Below are 18,646 nucleotides of genomic sequence, written 5' to 3' on the forward strand. Positions count from 1 at the left end.
CCCCATCCGCGTATCTCATACACCACGGATACAGCCATCCACCCACACCCCCCAGGGACTTCGCGAGAATTCACCCCGACGAGCGCAAGTCAGTACCACCATGAGACATGGCATGAGATCGACAAGGTATTCACCATGACTGCAGGCAGAGCAGCTGACGAGAGGCCCTCCACGGGCTCGGAGCCCCGGACGCCAAGTCTTCATCAGCTACGTCTCTTCGTCGCCCTGGCCGAGGAGCTCCACTTCTCGCGAGCTGCCGCTCGCCTGTTCCTCACCCAGTCGGCACTCAGCCAGCAGATCAAGGACCTGGAAGGGCGCCTCGGCCTGAAGCTGTTCACCCGGACAGGCCGGGCCGTCACCCTCACCACGCCGGGGCAGGTACTGCTGACGGACGCGCGTGCCGCGGTCGCGGCCGTGGACCGGCTGCGTCGGAACGCTGAAACCCAGACGCGCCGGCTCTCCGGCCGGCTCGTCGTCGGCAGTATCGGCGCCGAAGCCGCCATGCCTCACACACGCGCCGTACTGCGCCTGCTGCACGACCGGCACCCCCAGATACACGTCGAGGTACGCAGCCTCAATTTCATCGACCACGTCGATGCTCTGATCCAGCAAGAGGTCGACGTCGTCTTTCTCCGCCCACCGGTACCGGCAGGCATCGAAGTACAGCACCTCGTCACAGAACCACGAGTGGCCTGCCTGCCGACGGGCGATCCCCTCGCAGACCAGGAGCAGATCACCCTGGCCCAGCTGGCTCATCACCCAGTGATCGACGTCCCGCCAGAGGCACCACGGGTCTGGTGGAAGTTCTGGGCCGTCCGATCCGCGACCCGACAACACTCCGGTGCGCTACGGGCCCATAGCATCGGACATGGAGGGACTTCTGCACCTCGTGGCACAGAACAAAGGCATGTGCTTCCTGCCGGCCGCCGCCCGTGACTTCTTCCCCCGACCCGGCGTCCGCTACGTCGACGTCACCGATCTCCCACCGTCCACCTCGGCGCTCGCGTGGCTGAGAACCAATCGCGCCGAGCCGGCCGTCGAAGCCGTCCGCGGAGCAGCCAAGTCATTCAGCACCGGTACGAACTCGCCGGAGAGCCCCGCGGATCGAACCGGTGCGGGTCCGTGAAGTACGGCTTTCAGCTCCGGGCAGGTCAGCGAGGTCCTGCGGGGCCTCTTTGCGGGCCAAGGGCGCGGCCGAGGGCGCGGGCGGCCCGTGTCAGGCGCATCCCGGCGTTACTGGCTGCCGCCGGGGAGGAAAGCAGCGTCTCGTCGGTCGCCCGCGCCGCCGGCGTCCACCGCGGCCTGATGCACTGTCACGAAGACCTTCTCCGTACGGCTGAGGCAGTCCAGACTGTCGCGTGCCCTCGATGGCGGCACGCGATGACCCGAGTTACTTCCCTGCGCGCATCAGCAGATGTCCCCGGCGGAACCGTTCCCCTTCGCACGGCTCACGCAGCATCCGGCCGACCTCGGTGAAGCCGGCCTCACCGGCCAGCCCCGCGAGGTCGTCGACCGGCCATCGGTAGGCTGTCGCCACCTTGTGGTCGAACGCCGTGGTCGGCTCACCTTCCGACTCGAAGAAGGCGAGCAGAAGAGTTCCGTCGGGCGCGAGTACCCGACGGAACTCGGCGAAGTACGGGGACACGTCCTGTGGTGGGACGTGAATGACCGAATACCAGGACACGATGCCCTGCAACTGGCCGTCGGCCAAGTCCAGGGCGTCCATGGAACCGACCTCGAACCGCAGGTCCGGGTATGCCTCGCGGGCGAGACCGATCATCACCGGCGACAGGTCGACGCCGAAGACGTCCAGTCCCAGATCCCGCAGGTGCGCAGTGACAGGTCCAGGGCCGCATCCCAGCTCGGCGACGGGCCCGGATCCGGCGGCCCGCACCGTCTCGGCGAACGCGGCGAGCACCGCGCGATCCAGCGGAAGAGTGTCGAGGTCGTCGCGGGACAATTCGGCATAGCGAACGGCGACGGCATCGTAGGCATCGGCTGTCGCACGGTGATACGAGGAAAGTTCAGTCACAAGCGAGGACACTAGAGGGTTCCTGACGCTGACGACTGGTTATCGGACAGGTCCCACTGGTGGCTGCCCGAAACGACAGTGGCGCCACATCTCCCGCACGCGACAGTGCCCCTTACAACTGCCGCTTACGGCGGCGCTGAGCTGCACGAATTGGCCCCCACTCGCCTCGCGCCACACGGCTGCCCCAGAGAAGCGACGTCCGCCGGCACGCACCCCGCCCCCTGTCCCGCCGCGGATGTCACACGCCGGCCCACTCGCGGCACAAGTACCGGCTGCCCGGGCCGAAGGCGGGCGTGGTCGTACTCACGGTGGTGGGGGTGAGGTTCGCGTACTCCTGGCACGGCTCACCGGGCAGGTTCAACAAGCGGGTCAACTGCCGGAGGTAAGCCGCCCGCCGCGGTTGCCACGAGAGCCGGAACGCAGCGCGAGAGCGCACCACAGGACCGCCGTCGTCAGCACGGCCGCAACCATCGCCCCCAGCACCAGTGCCTCCGGCCGCCAGCCCAGCGAGAGCCGGGTGCCCAGGGCGGTGAGCACGGCTGCGATCCGCCCCACGGCGTAGACCGGAGTCCTGGCTGCGACAGCCCGCAGTGCGACCGCCGCGGCCAGGCCGGTCGCAGTCCAGGCGGCCAGATACGGCCAGACCGCCCCCGGAGCGACGGACGGCAGCCCGTATTCCTCGGGCCCTATACGGAACAAGGCGCTCGCCCAACCCAGTCCCACCCCGAGGACCGTGATGCCCACCACCCACATGGCATGACGCCACAGCGGGCCAGGCCGCACATTCTCTTCGTAGTCGTCAGGGCCGGAGGAGTCGATGAGCTCAGTCACGCCCAGAAGGACGTGGTCCCACGGCCGGACGTTGCCTGGAGGAGGGTCGTACAACCGATGTCTTCACGAGGCCCGGACGGCCCATGAGGCGGCGCTGTCAGTGTCCGGCCGTAGAGTGACCGCGCAGACGACCTTCCTCATTCCGGAGACCCTGTGACCGCGTCCGCTCGCCTTGTCGCCACCTTCCCCGCCCCGCTTTCCTTCTCTCGCGCGGACGATGCTCCGTATCTGGAGTCCCGGCCCGGCGGACGGCGGCTGGTGCAGCGTGGTGACACGGACGTGGTCGTGCGGGAGACGGGCCGGACGGGCGCTGCCTCGGAAGGAGGGCCTGAGGTCCGCTTCCCCGCGCCCTGGACGCGCCGGTTCGGCGGATGCGCGGTGGCGCCGGCCGGGGACCTGGTTGTCTTCGCAGGGTTGCACGCGCTGCGAGCGGTGGACCGGACGGGAGCGGTGCGGTGGGAGCTTCAGCACCGCTGCTGGGCCGGCTGCGCGGGCCATGCCGCTTTCGACGAGTACGCGGGCGACCGGGATCATCGGTACGCGAGCAGCGGATCGGCCGGCTTCTCGGCGGACGGTTCCTTGGTGTGGGCCCATACCCGGGGCCCGCTCGCGCAGCATCCGCCCGTCCGTGACGCGCGGGCGGAGGAATGGCTGGTCATAGATGCTGCCGACGGGAAGGTGCTTGCACGCGCCGATACACGGACAGCGGCTGCCGGGTCGGTCCATGTGCCGCACCCTGATCCGCACCAGATGGGTCTGACCATCGGCGAAGGCCAGGACGGCTCCCCGCTGAGATGGGGGCGATGGGACGGCCGGACGCTGTCGGTCGACTGCTTCGGAGACGAAGACCGCGTATTGATGGCGGTGAGCCCGTCCGGCGGTCGGCTGCTGACCGTCACGCACGACCAGGACATCCTCGCCGTGCACCGGGCCACCGATGGCTCGGTGGAAGCCGAACTGAGTGCTGACGCGGTTCCCAGGCACCCCGAGGCAGAACCTGACAGCGAGGACGCCGAGGTCTTCTTCGACTACGAGGGAGGCTTCCTCAACGAGGACACTGCTGTCGTCGGCACGGCCGAAAGCGACGAGGAGTTCGGCGCCGGCCGGCACTGGCTGGTCGATCTCACCGGGATGAGTGTGGCCGGGCAGCTCACGTACCCCTTCCCGGTAACCGGACTTCCCCAGGCCCTCGGTGACGGCACCTGGTACACGGCCTCCCAGACAGAGAACGCCATTCACGTCTGGACCCTGTGACCGACAGCTTTTGGCTCTCCTGCTGATCGTGCGCGTGCAATGGTGAACACGTTCCACGTAGATGGCGCTGATGTCCCTGGACCCGACAGGCAAGGGCCGCAAGTGCGGGACCATGCGCTGGAAGGCCCCTCTGAACGCCTTCCAGATCCACTTCGAAGGCCGGCTCACCCCGGCCCCGACTGACCGGCCAACGACCAAGGTCAGCAGTTAAGTTGACACTCCCGCGACGACCAGCAGTTTCGCCGCCCGGTCTTCGGCCGGGTGATCTAAAGGATCATGCAGGTGGTGGTGGCGTGGGCGATGAGTTTGCCCTGTTCGTCGAGGACCTTTCCTTCGGCGGTGGCGGTGCGGCGGCCGGCGTGGATGACGGTGCCTTCGGCGGTGAGGACCTGGCCGTCGGTGCGGGCGGCGCGGATGTAGTTGACCTTGAGTTCGAGGGTGGTGTACCCGGTGCCGGCCGGAAGGGTGGTGTGGACGGCGCAGCCCATGGCGGAGTCGAGGAGGGTGGCGGCGATCCCGCCGTGGACGGTGCCGAGGGGGTTGGCGAAGTCGGGGCGGGTGTCGAGGGAGATGACGATGCGGCCGTGGTCGACCTCGTCGAAGCGCATGCCGAGCAGGCGGCCGATGGAGGGGATGTCGGCGGGGCGTTCGGTCTGCACCCAGCGCATCAGTTCCAGGCCGGTCATGGCGGCGAAGTCGGTGGTCGTCATGGTCGTTCTCCTTGCAGGGTGTTGGTGGTGCCGCCGCCGTGGGAGGCGGTGTGTTCGTCAGGCGGGAAGGGGCTCGATGCGGGCGGGGACGTGCTTGTGCCAGGGGGTGCCGGCGATGGGGTCGCGCCAGGTGAGGTCGGTGAGGGTGTTCAGGGCGACGCCGGTGCGTTCGGTGTCGCCGTCCTCGGTGGGCAGGTCGAGGCCGAAGCCGTTGGGCAGGGCCGCATGCCCTGGCTGCAGGCGGTCGTCGATCTCGACGACTGCCTGAGCGGATCCGCGTCTCGTGGTGATTCGGGCGAGGGCGCCGTCGGACAGCCTGAGTTGTTCGGCGTCGTGCGAGCTGACGCGCAGCGTGCCCTGTCGGTCGCGCTTGCGCCAGGCGTTGTCGCGGAAGATCGTGTTCGCGGTGAAGGCCCGGCGCTGGCCGGCGGCCAGGACGATAGGAAAGTCCTCGGTGGTGTGGACGGCCGGGGTGGTGCCCAGGCCGGCGAGGAGGGTGAGGAGTTCGGGGATGGGCAGCGGGATGCGGTGGCCGGGATGGGGCACGTAGTCCCAGGCGTCGTCGTACTCGTCCTCGGTGAACGTAATCCCGGAGCGGCCATCCAGCATGGCGTCGAACAGTGTGTCGGCGTTTTGGTGTCCGGCCCGGCGCATGGCGGCGGGGTACTCCTTGGCGATGCGCTGCGCGAGCGCCCACAGCACCGCGGCGGACCGGGCGCCTGCGGGCAGGGCAGGGCCGAGGGTCTCGTACAGCAGGTACGGAGCCATGGCGAAGGTGCTTTCGTCGACGGCTGCCAGAGCGGCGAAGGCGATCTTGTAGGCGGTGCGGCCCAGGCGCGCCGCCGTGCGCAGCACGGTCAGCCTGCTGCCGGGGACGGCGTTCAGTTCGCGGATGAGGCGGGCGTAGATCTCAGGTTCGGGCAGAGTGCCGGGCAGCGGGTCGAGTACGGGGGCGCGCAGGTGGAAGGTGTTGTGCGGGAACTCGAAGGTGAAGAACGTCGCTTCCCACTTCTCGAACTGGGAAGCGGCCGGCAGCACGTAGTCGGCCTGGCGGCCGGTCTCGGTCAGGGCGATGTCGATGACGACGACCAGGTCGAGCGCGGCAAGCGCCTGGGCGAAGGCGGCGGAGTCGGCCAGGGAGTGCGCCGGGTTGGACGACTCGATGATCATCGCCCGGAAGCGGTCGGGATGATCAGTGAGGATTTCCTCGGCGATGACGTTGCAGGGAACCAGGCCGCCGGGCATCCGCGCACCGGTGACGGGGGTGCGGCGCGGGCTGGTGTTGTAGCGGGCCAGCGGAGCGATCCACGAGTGCGGCTGCATGGCGCCGGGCTTGGCGAAGTTCCCGGTCAGCAGCCAGGTCAGCTTGTTGAAGTAGGACACCAGCGTGCTGTTGGGTCCCTGCTGCACGCCCAGGTCTTCGTACGTCGAGACGCTGGAGGCGGTGCCGATCCTGCGTGCCGTCCGGCGCAGGAGGTCCTCGTCCGCGCCGCAGGTCTGCGCGCAGCGGGCGACGTCCACCTCTTTGAGCTGCTCGATCACCGTGTCGGCGCCGGTCGTGCGAGCGGTGAGGAAGGCATGGTCGAGGAGGTCTTCCTCGACCAGGATGCCGAGGATGCCGGCCAGACACCAGGCGTCGGTGCCGGGCCTCACCTGGAGGTGGATGTCGGCGAGGCCGGCGGTCTCCGTGCGCACCGGGTCGATGACGATCATGGTGCGGGTGGGGTTCTTGGTGATGTCCTTGAGTACAGTGCGGGCGCGCGGGACGCCGTGGGACTGCCAGGGGTTCTTGCCGAGGAAGAGGGAGACTTCGGCGTTCTGGAAGTCTCCGGTGGTGTGTCCGCCGGTGAGGTGGGCGTCGACGAAGCCCTCGCCGGTCTTCTCCTGGGCGAGCGGGTTGGAGCGGTAGCGGGCGCCGAGGGCGCGCAGCAGGGCGCCGCTGTAGGCGCCGCGAGGTGGTTGCCCTGTCCGCCGCCGCCGTAGAAGAAGATCGATTCGCCGCCGTGGGTGTCGCGTACGGTCTTCAGACGGGCGACGATCTCGCGGATGGCGGTGTCCCAGTCGATCGGGGTGAAGGTGCCGTCCGCCTCCCGGCGCAGCGGCGTCGTCAGCCGGACTCCGCCGTTTTGGTAGTGGTCCAGACGCAGGGCCTTGTTGCAGGTGTAGCCGGCGGTGGCGACATGCTCCTTGTCACCGCGGATCTTGGCAAAGCGGCGGCCGTCGGTCTGAATCTGGATGCCACAGTTGTTCTCGCACAGGATGCACGCGCTCTTGTGCCAGGCGGTGTCGGCTGTCATCGGCCTTGTCTCCTCATGCGGTGGGCAGCTGGAGCAGCCCGCGCCTCAGGGGGAAGCGCCCGGGGCGCGGCTTGGTGCGATGGGTGAGGTGCTGGTCAGCCGAGCGGGTTGGTGGTGTCGCGCAGGGTGGCCAGGGCCGGTGCGTACATGCGGGTCTTGATGGTGCCGAGGGTGTCGCCGGCCTTGTTCACCTGCGCCTGGGCGATCTCGATGGCGGTGGAGCGCACGGCGTCCTCGGTGACCGCCTGGTCGACGATGCCGGTGGCCGCGGCGTCGGCGCCGCCGTAGCGGCGGGCGGTGAGCATCGCCTCGTGCGCGGTCTGCGGGGCCAGCCGGGACTGGATGAGGGCGGCCATGCCGGGAGTGAAGGGGATGTTGATGTCCGCTTCGGGCAGGCACCAGTAGCCGCGGTCGGCGCGCATGACGCGGAAGTCGTGGGCGAGGGAGAGCATCGCGCCGGCGGCGAACGTGTGCCCCTGCAGCGCGGCCACCGTGACGACCGGCAGCGACAGCATCCGCGCGAACAGCTCATGGACGGAGACGACGTAGTCCTGGTGTTGGTCGGCGTGGGCGAACAGCCAGTCCAGATCGAGCCCGTTGGAGTAGAACTTGCCGGTGGCGGCGGTGACCAGGGCGCGGGGGCCTTCCGTCTTCTCCACCTCGTCGAGCGCGGCGCCGACGGCGGTGAGCCAGTCGGGGTGGAAGCGGTTCTCACCGTCTCCGAGGTCGAGGACGAAGACGTTGTCCTGACGGTCGAGCGAGGGCATGGCGACTCCTTCGAGGTGTGCAGGTGAAGCGGCTGGGCGGCTGCGGGTTACGGCCGGGGACCGGGTTCGGCACCGGGGCGGTCGCGCAGGGCGTAGAGGAGCAGGTCGTGGATCTCGGCGGCGGCGGCCTCGATCGGGGCGGTGCTCTGTTCGGCCCGGCACATGATCACCGCGCCTTCGACCGCGGCGATGATGAAGGCACCGAGCCTGCGGCTGCGTTCCTCGCTCAGGCCGTGCCTCAGGAGGAGGGCCGCAAGGGCCTCCTGCCAGCGGGCGAAGACCGCGGCGGCAGAACGGGCGAGCTGGGGCGCATCATCATTGGTCTCCACAGCCACCGCCACGATCGGGCAGCCGGCCCGAAAGCCGCTCTCCACGAGCCGGTCACGCCACAACAGGAAGAACGCGTCGACGGCCGCCACCGGGTCATCCGCCTGCATGGCGGCGTCGATCAGCCCCGCGATGAAGTCCCCCGCCAGTGCCACCGCCTCGTCGATGAGCTGCGCTCGCCCGCCGGGGAAGTGGTGATACACCGAGCCCCGAGGAGCTCCGCTGTGGGCGAGCACCTGGTCGATGCTGGTTGCGCTCGCGCCGTACTCACGCAGCAGAGCGGCAGCACTGAGGATCATCCGGTCACGGCTGTCACTCCTGCGCGGGCTCATCCGCTCACCACCTTCCCCATGGCCGTACGGCCCACCAAGTGGGCTACCTGCAAGTAACTTATGGGATATGCCATAGAACATGCAAGAGGGGCGGCGGGCGGTCATTGAATCCGTAGCGATGGCACCGCTTGGCCGAGATGCGCGCCAGCTATGGCGGTGCCCCTGAGCGCCCTCGGCTCAACACGCTGGACTTGACAGGGAATCCGCCGGGTGGGGCACGCGGGGAGTCCTGGCCGTGACGCCGGTCCGGTCCGGCCTGGTGGTGGAGATCGCGGCCGACGTCACCCGCGATGCCGCCGGCCGGTGGCGCCACCTCGTACGTCTGCACCGCATCCGCCCCGACGCGCCCCCGGATGACATCGCCGCCTTCGGCGACTGATCCGCCCCTGCGGTCCGTCAGGGGATCAAGAACACCTCCTTACATGCCGGAAGAAGGGGTTTCCTTGAGCTCGTCGACGGCCTGGCGGAGGGTGACGGCCTCGGTGTGGAGGACGGTACCGGGCTTGATGAGGCCGGAGTCGCCGCCGTTGGGGCGGACCTGGATGGTGCGCTCGCCGAGGTAGGTGTAGGTCTTGGCGTCGAAGATCCATTCCGTGCGCGCGCCGGAGGTCTCATCCAGGCGGGCGACGGCAATCCCGTGGCGGCCGACGGCGTCGACGGCGTCCTTGACCTGGACGACGCCGGGGATTTTGGCGGCTGCCTCGTACAGGGCGGTGTTCAGGTCGGCGGGTGGCAGGGACTCGTTCAGCAGGTCACCGATGGTGGTGAAGGCTTGCTGGTCGGGGCTGTTGCCCTTGCCCTTGGTCTCCTTGTAGATCTTCGCCAGGAGAGTGTCGGGGTCGGTCGGCAGGGTGGTGAGGTAGTCGTAGGTGGGCGCGTTGAGGTAGGCCGGTTCGCTCTTGCCCTTCTCGTTGGTCCGGTCGAGCTTTTCGCCGCCGGGCGGGGAGACGGCCGGGTCGATCAGCCAGCCCTCGGTGCCGTCGGTGGAGTTCCACACCTGGCGGCGGTGGATCCCGTCACTGGCCAGGGTGGTCTTGTCGTGGACCGTCTTCTCGTAGGTGGTGCCGACCTTGCTCTCGATGTACACGTACTGGCCCGCGCCGACCTTCACCTCTGGGCTCTTGGCCGAGGCGAGGGAGATCTGCTCCAGGAGTTGCGGGACGCCCGCGCCGGTGCCCGTGCCGACCGCAGCGGTGAGCGCCGGCCCGGCGACCGCTTCCCTGCCCGCGTCGCCGTTTCCGATGACGGTGAGGACGCCCGCGGCCGCAACGGCCAGCGAGCACGCGGCGACGGGCAGGACGATCAGAGGGCGCAAGAACTTGCGGCGCACCGGCGTCGCGGCCGGGGGAGCGGACGCGGCGGAGGCTGCGGCTTGGGTGTCCTGCTGGATGAAGGTCATGAGTTCTTCCTTGTGAAAGGCATGACGGCCTGCGGGGAAGTCTGCTTCCTCGAGGGAGAGCAGGTGCTCGCTCTCGTGCCATTCATCAGGCGTGAGGCGGGAGTGACTCGAACGGGACTGACGCATGTTCACCGGTTTCCTTCCTGTGCGGGCCGGGCCGCGATCGTGCGGTCCTCTCTTATCTGCCGGTTCACCGGCCGGGGTTCCCGAAATGTGCCGGGGAGTTGTGCCTCGGCGAGTTTCCGCAGCTTCTTGTGGGCCCGGGAGAGCCGGGAACGTACCGTGCCCACCGGGATCTTGAGGACCTGCGCGGCCGCGGCGTAGTCCATGCCCTGCCACAGGCACAGGCTCAGCACTTCTCGTTCGGTACGCCGCAGTCCTGCGAGCGCGCTCGCGGTGGCGGCCGCCTTGTAACGCCGGTTGCCGCGCGACTGGGCGCGCACGAGGTTGGTCGCGATACCCAGCAACCACGGGCGTACGCTCCCGCCTTCCGCCTCGAGGCGCTGGCGGCCGCGCCAGGCTTCCATGAAAGTCGCCGAGACGATGTCCTCGGCGGCCGACCAGTCGGCGGTCAGCCGGTAGGTGTGGTTGTAGATGGTCTTCGCGTAGTGATCGAAGAGTTCCGCGAAGGCCTGCGGATCCCCCGCTCGGATACGCGCGCGCATGGTTGTTGTCACCTCAGTCAGCTGTCTGTTCGTGGGGCGGGGTTCCCGAGACGTACGTCACACTCCGCGCCGGAACGGGGCTCGGTGCCGCGGGACGGACCGTCTGCCGGACGGTTCTTTCAGGTCGGCCGGCCGATGGGCCGGCCGTGCCGCTGCGCGCTGCCCACGCGGCGAAGCCCCCACGGCCCGCACGGTGTTCGACGCGGGGGAGGGGGCACGCCCTGCCAGTGCCGACGGCCGGCCCGGAGGGGGCTGAGCTCAGTGCCGCCGCGTTCTCGGGCGCTGCCCGCCTACGGCACCAGGACGACCTTGCCGACCACGGTGCCGGATTCCGCCAACCGTACCGCTTCGCCGACCTCGGAGAGCGGGATGCGTGCGGCGACCTGAGGGGCGAGCTCGCCGTCGGCGAGCAGCGCGAAGACCTGGCCCAGGTCGGCGTGCAGCCTGGCGCGGAAGGAGTCGAGCCCGCGTCGGCCGGCCCAGATGTTGTAGAAGTGGGCGCTTCTGCCGCCCGGCAGCGCGTTCCAGAGCATCAGGCGGGCGAACAGCTTGAGGACCGGGACCTTCGACGAGCCCTGGACGTCGCGGGTCGAGGCGGTGCCGTAGGAGACGAGTGTGCCCTGGGCGGCGAGCAGGCGGTAGGAGGCGACGATGCCCTCGCCGCCCACGTGGTCGAACACCGCGTCGTAGCCCTGTGGAGCGTGTGCGCGCAGTTGGCCGTCCATGTCGGGGGCCCGGTAGTCGACGGGGGTGGCGCCCAGCGCCCGGACGGCGTCGTGGTGCTTGGCCGAGGCGGTGCCGACGACCCGGGCGCCGGCGATGCGGGCGAGTTGTACGAGGGTGGAGCCGACGCCGCCGTTCGCGCCGTGTACGAGGACGGTCTGTCCGGAGCGGATCTTCGCGAGGCGGTGGAGCATCTGCCAGGCGGTGATGCCGTTGACCACGAAGGTCTCCGCGTCGGCGGAGTCGACCGACTCGGGTACCTCGGTCAGGTCGCCCGCGTCGACGGTGACGTGGCCGGCCCAGGCCCCGGTCTTGGTCAGGACCGCGAAGCGCCGCCCCAGCAGGCCGTCCGGTACGCCCTCTCCCACGTCGACGGCGCGTCCGACGAGGTCGTAGCCGGGGACGAAGGGGAAGGGCGGCTGGTCGTAGTACTTGCCGCGGCGCATCTGCTGCTCGGCGAAGGAGATGCCGGCGGCTTCCATCGCCAGCACCACCTGCCCGGGACCGGCCGGGCGGGCGGGCCGGGTGCGGACCTGGATGCCGTCCGGGTCGACGATGCCGGGCAGCACCGCTTCGGTGACGGTGGTGGTACCGGCGGTGACGGTGGTGGTACCGGCGGGGACGCGGGTGTGGGAGTCGTACATGGGAATGCTCCTTGTCACGTGCGTGTCGGTGTGTGCTTGGCGGGCCGGGGCCCGTCAGAGGGCGGTGTCGGGGATCCACGAGCCGTGGATCATCGCGGGCACCCGCCGGGGGAGATGGATCGTGGCGACCGGGGGCACGGTGAGGTCGGAGGCGTCGAGGACGAGCATCCTGGACGCGTCGGCGTTGAGGTCGCTCACGACGGTCAGGAGGTATCCCTCGTCCTCGCCGGTGGTGCCCTCCGCCTGGACGAAGACCGCCTCGCTGGGCAGTTGGCCGGTGCCGAAGGGCAGCAACTGGCGGGCTCCGGTGGAGCGGTCGTACTTCACCAGGGTGTGGTTGCCGATCCCGAGGTCGTCGGGGAACGACAGCGCGTACTGGAAGCGGTGCTCGCTCCCGGCGAAGTGGTCGTTGATCGTGGGGAACTCCACCGTGAGGTCGTCGGTCTGCTCTTCCTTGACGGTCCCGGTGGCCAGGTCGACGGTCCAGCGGCGGCTGCGGGAGCCGGAGTTCGGCTCGGCGCCCCGGTCCGCGGCGCCGACCCACCAGTTCCAGGAGCGCTGCCAGCCCTCGCGGCCCACCGTGGGTCCCTCGACGACGATGTGCCCGGGGGCGTCCTCGTAGGCGTTGGCGAAGTGCATGCCGTAGCCCTGGCCGATCTCGAACCAGCGGATCTGCCGGGCGCCGCCCGCTCCCCGCGGCATGACACCGATCCGTGAGGCCTGCGCCTCGCTCCAGCCGTACGGGATTCCGGAGTGTCCGGCGGGGTCGAAGGTGACCGAGCCCTCCAGGAAGACCACGTAGTGCTCGGTGATCGCGAAGTCGTGCTTCAGCGCGGCGCTCGCACCGGGCACCTCCTGGCTGTCCAGCACCTGGCCGTCGGCGGAGGCGACGTGGTGGATCAGGTACGGGGGGAACGGGGAGGAGGCGAAGAAGTGCAGCTCGCCGCTGACCGGGTCCTCCTTGGGATGGGCGGTCATGGCGGAGGTGAGCCTGCCGCCGAAGTCATAGGCGCCCACCGTCTCCAGATCGGCCGTCAGTTCGAAGGGCAGCGCCGCCTCCGACAGGGCCAGGAGCCGCCCGCCGTGCTCGATGACGTGCGTGCCGGCCGTGCTGGCCGTCAGATCGGGCCCCCGCTCGGTCATGTAGGGGGCGCCGCCCAGGGCGGGAGTGTGGACCCAGCGGTTGCGGTACCACTCGGCGCGGCCGTCCCGCAGCCGGATGCCGTGCACCATGCCGCTGCCCTTGAACCAGTGGGCGGGGGTGATACCGGGCTTGGGGTTGTGGCTGTTGCGGACCAAACGGCCGGTCAGCTCGGGTGGCAGGGTGCCTTCCACGGTCAGTCCGGTCGCGGTGATCTCGTCGGTGACGGGGGCGTAGTGACCGGTCAGGTAGGGCTTGCTGGCCATGATGAGCCTCGGTTTCGAAAGGAAGGATCCGACGGAGAGAAAGGAGTGTGTGTGGTTGAACACTCACTATGCAGTGCGAAAAATGGGCGGCCGCTGGTCCGCAGACGTGCGACCGCCGGTCGAAGGGCGGGTCAGTAGTGCGTGATCCCGGCCGTCAGGGTGCGGGTCCAGGGTGCGGAGATCGCCTCGGCGTCGATGGAGACCAGCAGGTGGCAGAGCATGCCGGTGGCGAAGAACTGCTGCACCTGCTCCTCGCTGCCTCCCGAGGCACTGCGGACGTACTCGACGCTGCGCGCGTACCCCGCCCGTACCGCCTCCCTGATCGCCGGCTCGGAGACGGCGGCGGCCTGGGCGTGCAACTGGACCAGCATGAGGTCGTTGTCGCTGATCAGGTGGGCGTAGGCATCGCCCATCGAGGTGAGGACCGCTTCGGGCGAGCTGCTCTCGGCCTTCGCCGCGCCACCTTCGAGGGCGGCGCGGACCCGGATGAAACAGTGCTCGACGACCGCGGCGAACAGGGCTTCCTTGTTCGGGAAGAGGCGGTAGACGTAGGCCTGCGAGATCCCGGCGGCCTTGGCCACCTCCGTGGTGGTGGTCCCGAAGTACCCCCGGGCCGCGAACGCTCCGATGGCCGTGCGCAGCACCGTCTCCCGGCGTTCTTCGGCTGTGGACAGTTGGCGGCGTTCCGTCTTCATGTGAGTACTCAACCACTCACTCTTTTTCGTGTCAAGCGCAGACCCGGCGATGGCGCACCGGCCCGACTGCGCGGGTGCGGAGGCGGTGCGGCAGTGGCCGCGGCGCTCGCGCAACGGGCAATGCGGGGATCTCCTTTGGCGGCAGGTCCGAGTCCGGATCCGGCGGCACCGAAGCTCGATCGGATGCGTATGGCCTTCGCGGTCGTTCGCCCTGCTGGGCGACGTGGCGTGCATGGTGGCCGCGCTGTCCGGCCGGTTCGCCGGGTCGGGCGCCGCGACTCCCGCCGCCCCCGTGGCCCGCCTGCGACCTCACCACCCCTGGTGTCTGCGGCGGCTCTCCGTCCTCAGGTTGCGGCGATGGCGACTCGGGCCGGCCGTGGACGTGCCGGCAGTGGGCGGTTGACTCCGAACGAATAGGAGTGGTTGACTACTCACATGTCGAGAGAGGTGGTCGGTCGACCATCCCCCCTGTGGGGACTCGGGCTTTCTCGGTGTCTATTTCGTGCGAGATTCCCTCGTGCGTATGTCGACTGGGCAGTGAGTGAGTAACCACTCTATTGCTCGTTCGTGTCGGCGTCATCTCTCACTTTCTTGGAGGAACCATCATGTCTGCCTTCGCCACCGCACTCCTTGCCGCACTGCCCCCTGGTCTTCGGAAGCGGAGTCCCCGCGCCGGTCGGTATCGACGAGAAGGCCCCGGTGATCTCCCGGGACGACATCGTCATCCACGTGCCGCTGGACCGCGTGTGGCGCATCCAGACGGACGTCGAGGACTGGCCCGCCTGGCAGCCGGGTGTCAGTGTCCCTGGTGAAGCGGCCCGGCAGCGGCAGTGAGCCCTTGCCGAGCAGCACCGGGCGGCCGACGACCTGCCGGCGGCCAGACAGGCCGGCCGCACACGGCCCGACCATCCACCGGGCCTGCCGACGGCGCCCGCCGGGGTCGGGCCGGCCCTGCCACCGACCCCCGCCACCGACCCCCGCCGCCGATCCCCGCCACCGGGCTCAGCGCTGTCTCCTCTCCGCCCTGCCGCCCACTGGCCGGGCGCGCCGTCGGCCGCCAGCATCGCGTCGGTGCTCGCGGCCAGGTACTCCTCCAGGCCCGTCCTGTAGTCACGGCCGAACAGCCGGTACGCGTGGTGACCGACATGGACCGGTTCCTCGTCCTTGGCCATGCCGTAGTGGCTCATGTGGCTGTCCCAGTAGTCGTCGTCCCGGTACACCGCGAAGTGGTGGGTGAGGCCGCCGGTGTCCCGCCACACCTCTCCCAGCGCACGCCAGTGCATCAAGGTCATGGGCGCCGACGGGCGGTGGTAGAGCGGCGGGTGGACCATGAACCGGGTCACCGCCATCCGCTCCCCGGGCCGCACGGGCCGGAGCCGGCGGGCGCGCCGCCAGGCAGCGGCGATCACCGGGTCGAACGCGGACGGGGCCTCCTCCTCGTCGGGCGCCAGCCAGAACGTCGCGGTGAAGGCCACGGGCCGGCCGGTCCGGGTGGACCGGTGCACGCGGAAGGCGCAGGGATGCAGCTCCAGCCACCGGCGGGCGATCTCCGCGGACTCCGCGCCCTCCGCCTGCTCGGTCAGCTCCAGTACGGCGGCCTGGTCCGCGGGCGCGTACGGCAGTTCCTGGACGCGTCCGGGCGCCTGCCACTCGTGGACTTCGGGCATGTGCCCGTCGGTGCGGTACATGTACATCAGGGCCGCGACGGACGGCATGAGCTGGTGGGCGGGCCCCTTGCGGAGCCGGTCCAGGAGGTGGTCGTGCATGCGCAGGTGCATCGCGACGAAACCCTCGGGGTCCCGCCAGCGCAGGTCGGCTTCCAGGGCCTCGCGGACCACATCGTGCGGGAAGACCCCGGTGGCGGCCGTCTCGATGTACGGCTGGGCGCGCAGCCACGCGAACAGCTCCGGAGCCCTCTCGCCGAACATCGCCCGCAGCAGCTCCTCCGAGGTGACGTACGCGTGCGCGCAGACCTCCAGGGCCTGCCGGTGCAGCGGGGAGGGCGGGTGGTCCGCCAGGCGTGTCAGCAGCGTGCCGATCACGTCCTGGTCCGGCGCCCAGCCGGGACCGGGCCCGGAGCCCGGCCGGCGGTCCCCGCCGTCTTCCGCCTCCTCGCGGGCGACGGCGGCGGCGAGGGAGAGCGCGAGCGGATGACCACCGGTGAAGGCCAGCACATCACCGTGTGCCCGCGCCGGAACGCCCTGCCCGGAGAGGAACTTCACGGAGTCGTCCGCGGAGAGCGCCTTCAGGGGCACGACCCTGAGGTGGTCGGACCAGCCGGTGTCCGAGGTCCAGCGGGAATCGGGGCGCGTACGGCCGGCGAGCACGGCGACGGCACCGAGCGGCAGTTCGGGCAGGAAACGCTCCCAGAGCCAGCCTTCGAGGCCCTGGCACATCTCGAAGGTGTCGATGAGCAGCACCGCGCCCGGCAGGTCCAGCACATCGGCGGCCGCCCGCTCGAAACTCTCGGGCGTCGGGTCGGTGGTCCGGGCGTCCACCTCGACCACCGTCCGTACGGCCGCCGCCGCCTCACGGGCGAACCGGCGCAGCAGCGTCGACTTCCCGATCCCGCCCGGCCCGTGCAGGAACAGCACCGGTGCCACGTCCGGCTCTCCTCGGAGCATGGCGCGAAAAAGCGCCGTTTCCGCCTCCCGCCCCACGAACGCCCGGTCCCGTGATGCGACGAGCCGGCTGCGCAGCCTGCCGGTGAAGTCCTGGCCCTTGTGTGTCATGTCCCCTCCCCGTGGAACCGGACGCCGCCACAGCCTCCGGTTCAAGATCAAACAAGATAAGGGCCGTGACACGATCGAGGGACCGGAGGGATCGGCGGGCATAAGCCCAGATCAGCGCCTTCTCCTCCTGTCGTTGGCAGCGCTCCTTCAGCTGCTGGTGGTGCACGGAGCGCCTCTCCGCCGCGTACCCAGGGCGGCGAGGGGTACCAGGAAGGCGAGCTCGCGCCGCGGATTTCGGCGGCGCGGGTGCAGGGGCCATGGCAGGCGGGACGAACCGGCTGCGCCGGAGCATGCCGCCAGGACGCCGAGTGAGCGGTTCATACAGCCGGACCGTCAAGCCAGTGGGAAGCGGCGCGCACTGCCGACTGGCACGCCGCCGGGACGCGGCCGCCGCCCGTTGAGCCCCACCCTCGGTACACCGGGCCTCCGGGTGCCGGACCGGCGCCATGACGAGATCGAAGGATCCAGGATCTCCAGGACCTTGTGAAGGGAGGCGGCGCTCGAAATGCCGGTACCCGAAAATGGTGCTCCTCATCGGTCGATCCAGGAAAGCGCACGCCACGGCAGGCTCACCGCGCGTCCGCATGCTGTTGAAGCGAAGCCGCAGCAGCCGGGCACGTACCGTACAGACGGGCAGGCCTTGCTGCGCGTGCCCCCGGCCCCGCCGCCGTATCGGCTGGCTCTCGTGCTCCACGGGGCCGGAGGATCAGCCGAGCAGGCCCTGGAATGGCTGCGTCCGCAGACGGGAGCCGACGACCTCCTGCTCCTCGCGCCTCAGGCCTCCGGCTCCACCTGGGACCTGATCGCCGGCGGGTACGGCCCGGACGTGGTCCGGATCGACACCGCGCTGGCCGGTGTGTTCCGGAGGTTTCCGGTCGGAGCGGCGGACGTGGCGATCGCCGGCTTCTCCGACGGCGCCTCCTACGCCCTTTCCGTGGGACTGGCCAACGGCGATCTCTTCGGCGCGGTGCTCGCCTTCTCTCCCGGGTTCATGGCGCCCATGCTCCGTCATGGCCGGCCCCGCATCTTCGTCTCCCACGGCACGGAGGACCGGGTGCTGCCGATCGACCGGTGCGGCCGTGAAGTCGTCCGTACGCTCCGCGACGACGACTGTCCGGTCACCTACCGCGAGTTCGCCGGTGGCCATGACGTGCCCGCTGCCGTAGCGGCAGAAGCCTTGCGATGGTGGAGCACCCCATGAGGCAGTGGCCACACCCCCGCGTGGTCCCCAGGGACACAGAGTCCGGAAGACGGCGTCCAGGCCCCGGTGCCACGGCCACGGCCGCGAGGAATCCCCCTTCCTCCGCAGGCTGTTGAGGCATGACACGCCGACCCGGAGGTCTGGAGGTTTTCCCTCCCCGCCACCCGAGGACAGCCACAGCATGGTGCCGGCCCGGTGGCTGCGCGGAGATCCCCGGGCGAATGAGGCTTATGGCCGCCTCCGGCGGGCACGCGGACTGGTACCCGAAGGTCGGGTCAGTGAACGGAAGGAGTTGCCGTGTCGTTCCTCTGGGCCATCATTGCGGGGCTCATCATCGGCCTGCTGGCGAAACTGGTCGTTCCCGGACGTCAGCCCATCCCCCTGTGGCTGACGGTCCTCCTCGGCGTCGTCGGCGCCGTCGGTGGCAACGCGCTCGCCACCGCCTTCGGTGTGCGCGACACCGGCGGTATCGACTGGATCCGCCACATCTTCCAGATCGGTATCGCAGCGGTCCTCATCGCCTTCGTCACCCCCCTGTGGGCCCGACGACACGCCTGACCCTTTCAGCTACACCGCCCGCGACCTGCACGCGCGCCTCTTCCGCATGGGCCTGGACGTGCCCGTGGAGAA

General features: G+C 69.8%; 19 protein-coding genes and 2 pseudogenes. 7 read left to right on the forward strand and 14 right to left on the reverse strand.

Annotated features, from left to right (window positions below):
* Nucleotides 1-135: 135 nt before the first annotated feature.
* A complete protein-coding gene (locus tag ACWD0Y_RS32210; protein ID WP_450263824.1) occupies nt 136-936 on the forward strand; it encodes a LysR family transcriptional regulator in 801 nt (266 codons plus the stop codon).
* Nucleotides 890-1,126, forward strand: coding sequence for a hypothetical protein (locus ACWD0Y_RS32215; RefSeq protein ID WP_450263825.1), 237 nt, complete (start codon nt 890-892; stop codon nt 1,124-1,126). The genes ACWD0Y_RS32210 and ACWD0Y_RS32215 overlap by 47 nt, the downstream gene beginning before the upstream one ends.
* Nucleotides 1,127-1,390: 264 nt before the next feature.
* Here the strand turns inward: ACWD0Y_RS32215 and ACWD0Y_RS32220 are convergent, their stop codons facing one another.
* Nucleotides 1,391-2,032 (reverse strand): class I SAM-dependent DNA methyltransferase, encoded by a 642-nt coding sequence (locus ACWD0Y_RS32220; protein WP_450263840.1) that lies wholly within the window; start codon nt 2,030-2,032, stop codon nt 1,391-1,393.
* Nucleotides 2,033-2,401: 369 nt separating this feature from the next.
* A complete protein-coding gene (locus ACWD0Y_RS32225; RefSeq protein ID WP_450263826.1) occupies nt 2,402-2,863 on the reverse strand; it encodes a hypothetical protein in 462 nt (153 codons plus the stop codon).
* A gap of 153 nt (nt 2,864-3,016) precedes the next feature.
* Here ACWD0Y_RS32225 and ACWD0Y_RS32230 point away from each other — a divergent pair, with 153 nt between their 5' ends.
* Nucleotides 3,017-4,117 carry a hypothetical protein gene (locus tag ACWD0Y_RS32230; protein WP_450263827.1) on the forward strand — a complete coding sequence of 367 codons (1,101 nt, stop codon included), beginning with the start codon at nt 3,017-3,019 and terminating at the stop codon, nt 4,115-4,117.
* Between the two features lie 61 nt (nt 4,118-4,178).
* Nucleotides 4,179-4,328 (forward strand): annotated as a pseudogene (locus ACWD0Y_RS32235) (hypothetical protein); the annotation flags it as partial.
* Between the two features lie 55 nt (nt 4,329-4,383).
* On the opposite strand, the gene ACWD0Y_RS32240 reads toward ACWD0Y_RS32235, so the two are convergent.
* The 6 genes and pseudogenes from ACWD0Y_RS32240 to ACWD0Y_RS32265 all read right to left on the reverse strand — a co-directional run bounded on the left by ACWD0Y_RS32240 (nt 4,384) and on the right by ACWD0Y_RS32265 (nt 8,550).
* Entirely contained in the window at nt 4,384-4,827 is a 444-nt protein-coding gene (locus ACWD0Y_RS32240) for a PaaI family thioesterase (protein WP_450263828.1), read from the reverse strand.
* Between the two features lie 57 nt (nt 4,828-4,884).
* Nucleotides 4,885-5,595, reverse strand: a complete 711-nt coding sequence (locus tag ACWD0Y_RS32245; RefSeq protein ID WP_450263841.1) for a molybdopterin dinucleotide binding domain-containing protein — start codon at nt 5,593-5,595, stop codon at nt 4,885-4,887.
* Between the two features lie 288 nt (nt 5,596-5,883).
* Nucleotides 5,884-6,648 (reverse strand): annotated as a pseudogene (locus tag ACWD0Y_RS32250) (molybdopterin oxidoreductase family protein); the annotation flags it as partial.
* The gene (locus ACWD0Y_RS32255; protein WP_450263829.1) at nt 6,537-7,124 is read right to left on the reverse strand and encodes a molybdopterin-dependent oxidoreductase; all 588 of its coding nucleotides are present in this window, start codon (nt 7,122-7,124) and stop codon (nt 6,537-6,539) included. The gene ACWD0Y_RS32255 and the pseudogene ACWD0Y_RS32250, both read right to left, overlap by 112 nt.
* A 95-nt stretch (nt 7,125-7,219) precedes the next feature.
* Entirely contained in the window at nt 7,220-7,891 is a 672-nt protein-coding gene (locus tag ACWD0Y_RS32260) for an enoyl-CoA hydratase-related protein (protein WP_450263830.1), read from the reverse strand.
* Nucleotides 7,892-7,938: 47 nt separating this feature from the next.
* On the reverse strand, nt 7,939-8,550 hold the full coding sequence (locus tag ACWD0Y_RS32265) for a TetR/AcrR family transcriptional regulator (protein WP_450263831.1): 612 nt from the start codon (nt 8,548-8,550) through the stop codon (nt 7,939-7,941).
* A 235-nt stretch (nt 8,551-8,785) separates the two neighbouring features.
* Between ACWD0Y_RS32265 and ACWD0Y_RS32270 the strand changes: the two genes are divergently transcribed.
* Nucleotides 8,786-8,929: an ATP-dependent DNA ligase gene (locus ACWD0Y_RS32270; RefSeq protein WP_450263832.1), complete on the forward strand. Its 144-nt coding sequence runs from the start codon at nt 8,786-8,788 to the stop codon at nt 8,927-8,929.
* A 39-nt stretch (nt 8,930-8,968) separates the two neighbouring features.
* Here ACWD0Y_RS32270 and ACWD0Y_RS32275 read toward each other — a convergent pair whose 3' ends face one another.
* The 6 genes from ACWD0Y_RS32275 to ACWD0Y_RS32300 form a co-directional block, all read right to left on the reverse strand.
* Complete coding sequence (locus tag ACWD0Y_RS32275; protein WP_450263833.1) at nt 8,969-10,075, reverse strand: CU044_5270 family protein; 1,107 nt, start codon at nt 10,073-10,075, stop codon at nt 8,969-8,971.
* A 2-nt stretch (nt 10,076-10,077) separates the two neighbouring features.
* Nucleotides 10,078-10,614: an RNA polymerase sigma factor gene (locus ACWD0Y_RS32280; protein ID WP_450263834.1), complete on the reverse strand. Its 537-nt coding sequence runs from the start codon at nt 10,612-10,614 to the stop codon at nt 10,078-10,080.
* A gap of 290 nt (nt 10,615-10,904) precedes the next feature.
* Nucleotides 10,905-11,981, reverse strand: a complete 1,077-nt coding sequence (locus ACWD0Y_RS32285) for a medium chain dehydrogenase/reductase family protein (protein WP_450263835.1) — start codon at nt 11,979-11,981, stop codon at nt 10,905-10,907.
* A gap of 54 nt (nt 11,982-12,035) precedes the next feature.
* A complete protein-coding gene (locus tag ACWD0Y_RS32290; protein WP_450263836.1) occupies nt 12,036-13,388 on the reverse strand; it encodes a carotenoid oxygenase family protein in 1,353 nt (450 codons plus the stop codon).
* 131 nt (nt 13,389-13,519) lie between these two features.
* A complete protein-coding gene (locus ACWD0Y_RS32295) occupies nt 13,520-14,083 on the reverse strand; it encodes a TetR/AcrR family transcriptional regulator (RefSeq protein WP_450263837.1) in 564 nt (187 codons plus the stop codon).
* Between the two features lie 554 nt (nt 14,084-14,637).
* Nucleotides 14,638-16,815 carry an AAA family ATPase gene (locus ACWD0Y_RS32300; RefSeq protein ID WP_450263838.1) on the reverse strand — a complete coding sequence of 726 codons (2,178 nt, stop codon included), beginning with the start codon at nt 16,813-16,815 and terminating at the stop codon, nt 14,638-14,640.
* A gap of 685 nt (nt 16,816-17,500) precedes the next feature.
* On the opposite strand from ACWD0Y_RS32300, the gene ACWD0Y_RS32305 reads away from it, so the two are divergent.
* Both ACWD0Y_RS32305 and ACWD0Y_RS32310 read left to right on the forward strand, forming a co-directional pair.
* Complete coding sequence (locus tag ACWD0Y_RS32305) at nt 17,501-18,016, forward strand: alpha/beta hydrolase (protein ID WP_450263839.1); 516 nt, start codon at nt 17,501-17,503, stop codon at nt 18,014-18,016.
* A gap of 297 nt (nt 18,017-18,313) precedes the next feature.
* Complete coding sequence (locus tag ACWD0Y_RS32310) at nt 18,314-18,574, forward strand: GlsB/YeaQ/YmgE family stress response membrane protein (protein ID WP_093797118.1); 261 nt, start codon at nt 18,314-18,316, stop codon at nt 18,572-18,574.
* The last annotated feature ends 72 nt before the right edge of the window (nt 18,575-18,646 follow it).

It is taken from the genome of Streptomyces altiplanensis, assembly GCF_053591575.1.

Coding starts and splice junctions, on each gene's coding strand:
- ACWD0Y_RS32210 (WP_450263824.1), top strand. CDS start 136: ATGACTGCAGGCAGAGCAGCTGACGAGAGGCCCTCCACGGGCTCGGAG.
- ACWD0Y_RS32240 (WP_450263828.1), bottom strand. CDS start 4,827: ATGACGACCACCGACTTCGCCGCCATGACCGGCCTGGAACTGATGCGC.
- ACWD0Y_RS32245 (WP_450263841.1), bottom strand. CDS start 5,595: ATGGCTCCGTACCTGCTGTACGAGACCCTCGGCCCTGCCCTGCCCGCA.
- ACWD0Y_RS32255 (WP_450263829.1), bottom strand. CDS start 7,124: ATGACAGCCGACACCGCCTGGCACAAGAGCGCGTGCATCCTGTGCGAG.
- ACWD0Y_RS32260 (WP_450263830.1), bottom strand. CDS start 7,891: ATGCCCTCGCTCGACCGTCAGGACAACGTCTTCGTCCTCGACCTCGGA.
- ACWD0Y_RS32265 (WP_450263831.1), bottom strand. CDS start 8,550: ATGAGCCCGCGCAGGAGTGACAGCCGTGACCGGATGATCCTCAGTGCT.
- ACWD0Y_RS32275 (WP_450263833.1), bottom strand. CDS start 10,075: ATGCGTCAGTCCCGTTCGAGTCACTCCCGCCTCACGCCTGATGAATGG.
- ACWD0Y_RS32280 (WP_450263834.1), bottom strand. CDS start 10,614: ATGCGCGCGCGTATCCGAGCGGGGGATCCGCAGGCCTTCGCGGAACTC.
- ACWD0Y_RS32285 (WP_450263835.1), bottom strand. CDS start 11,981: ATGTACGACTCCCACACCCGCGTCCCCGCCGGTACCACCACCGTCACC.
- ACWD0Y_RS32290 (WP_450263836.1), bottom strand. CDS start 13,388: ATGGCCAGCAAGCCCTACCTGACCGGTCACTACGCCCCCGTCACCGAC.
- ACWD0Y_RS32295 (WP_450263837.1), bottom strand. CDS start 14,083: ATGAAGACGGAACGCCGCCAACTGTCCACAGCCGAAGAACGCCGGGAG.
- ACWD0Y_RS32300 (WP_450263838.1), bottom strand. CDS start 16,815: ATGACACACAAGGGCCAGGACTTCACCGGCAGGCTGCGCAGCCGGCTC.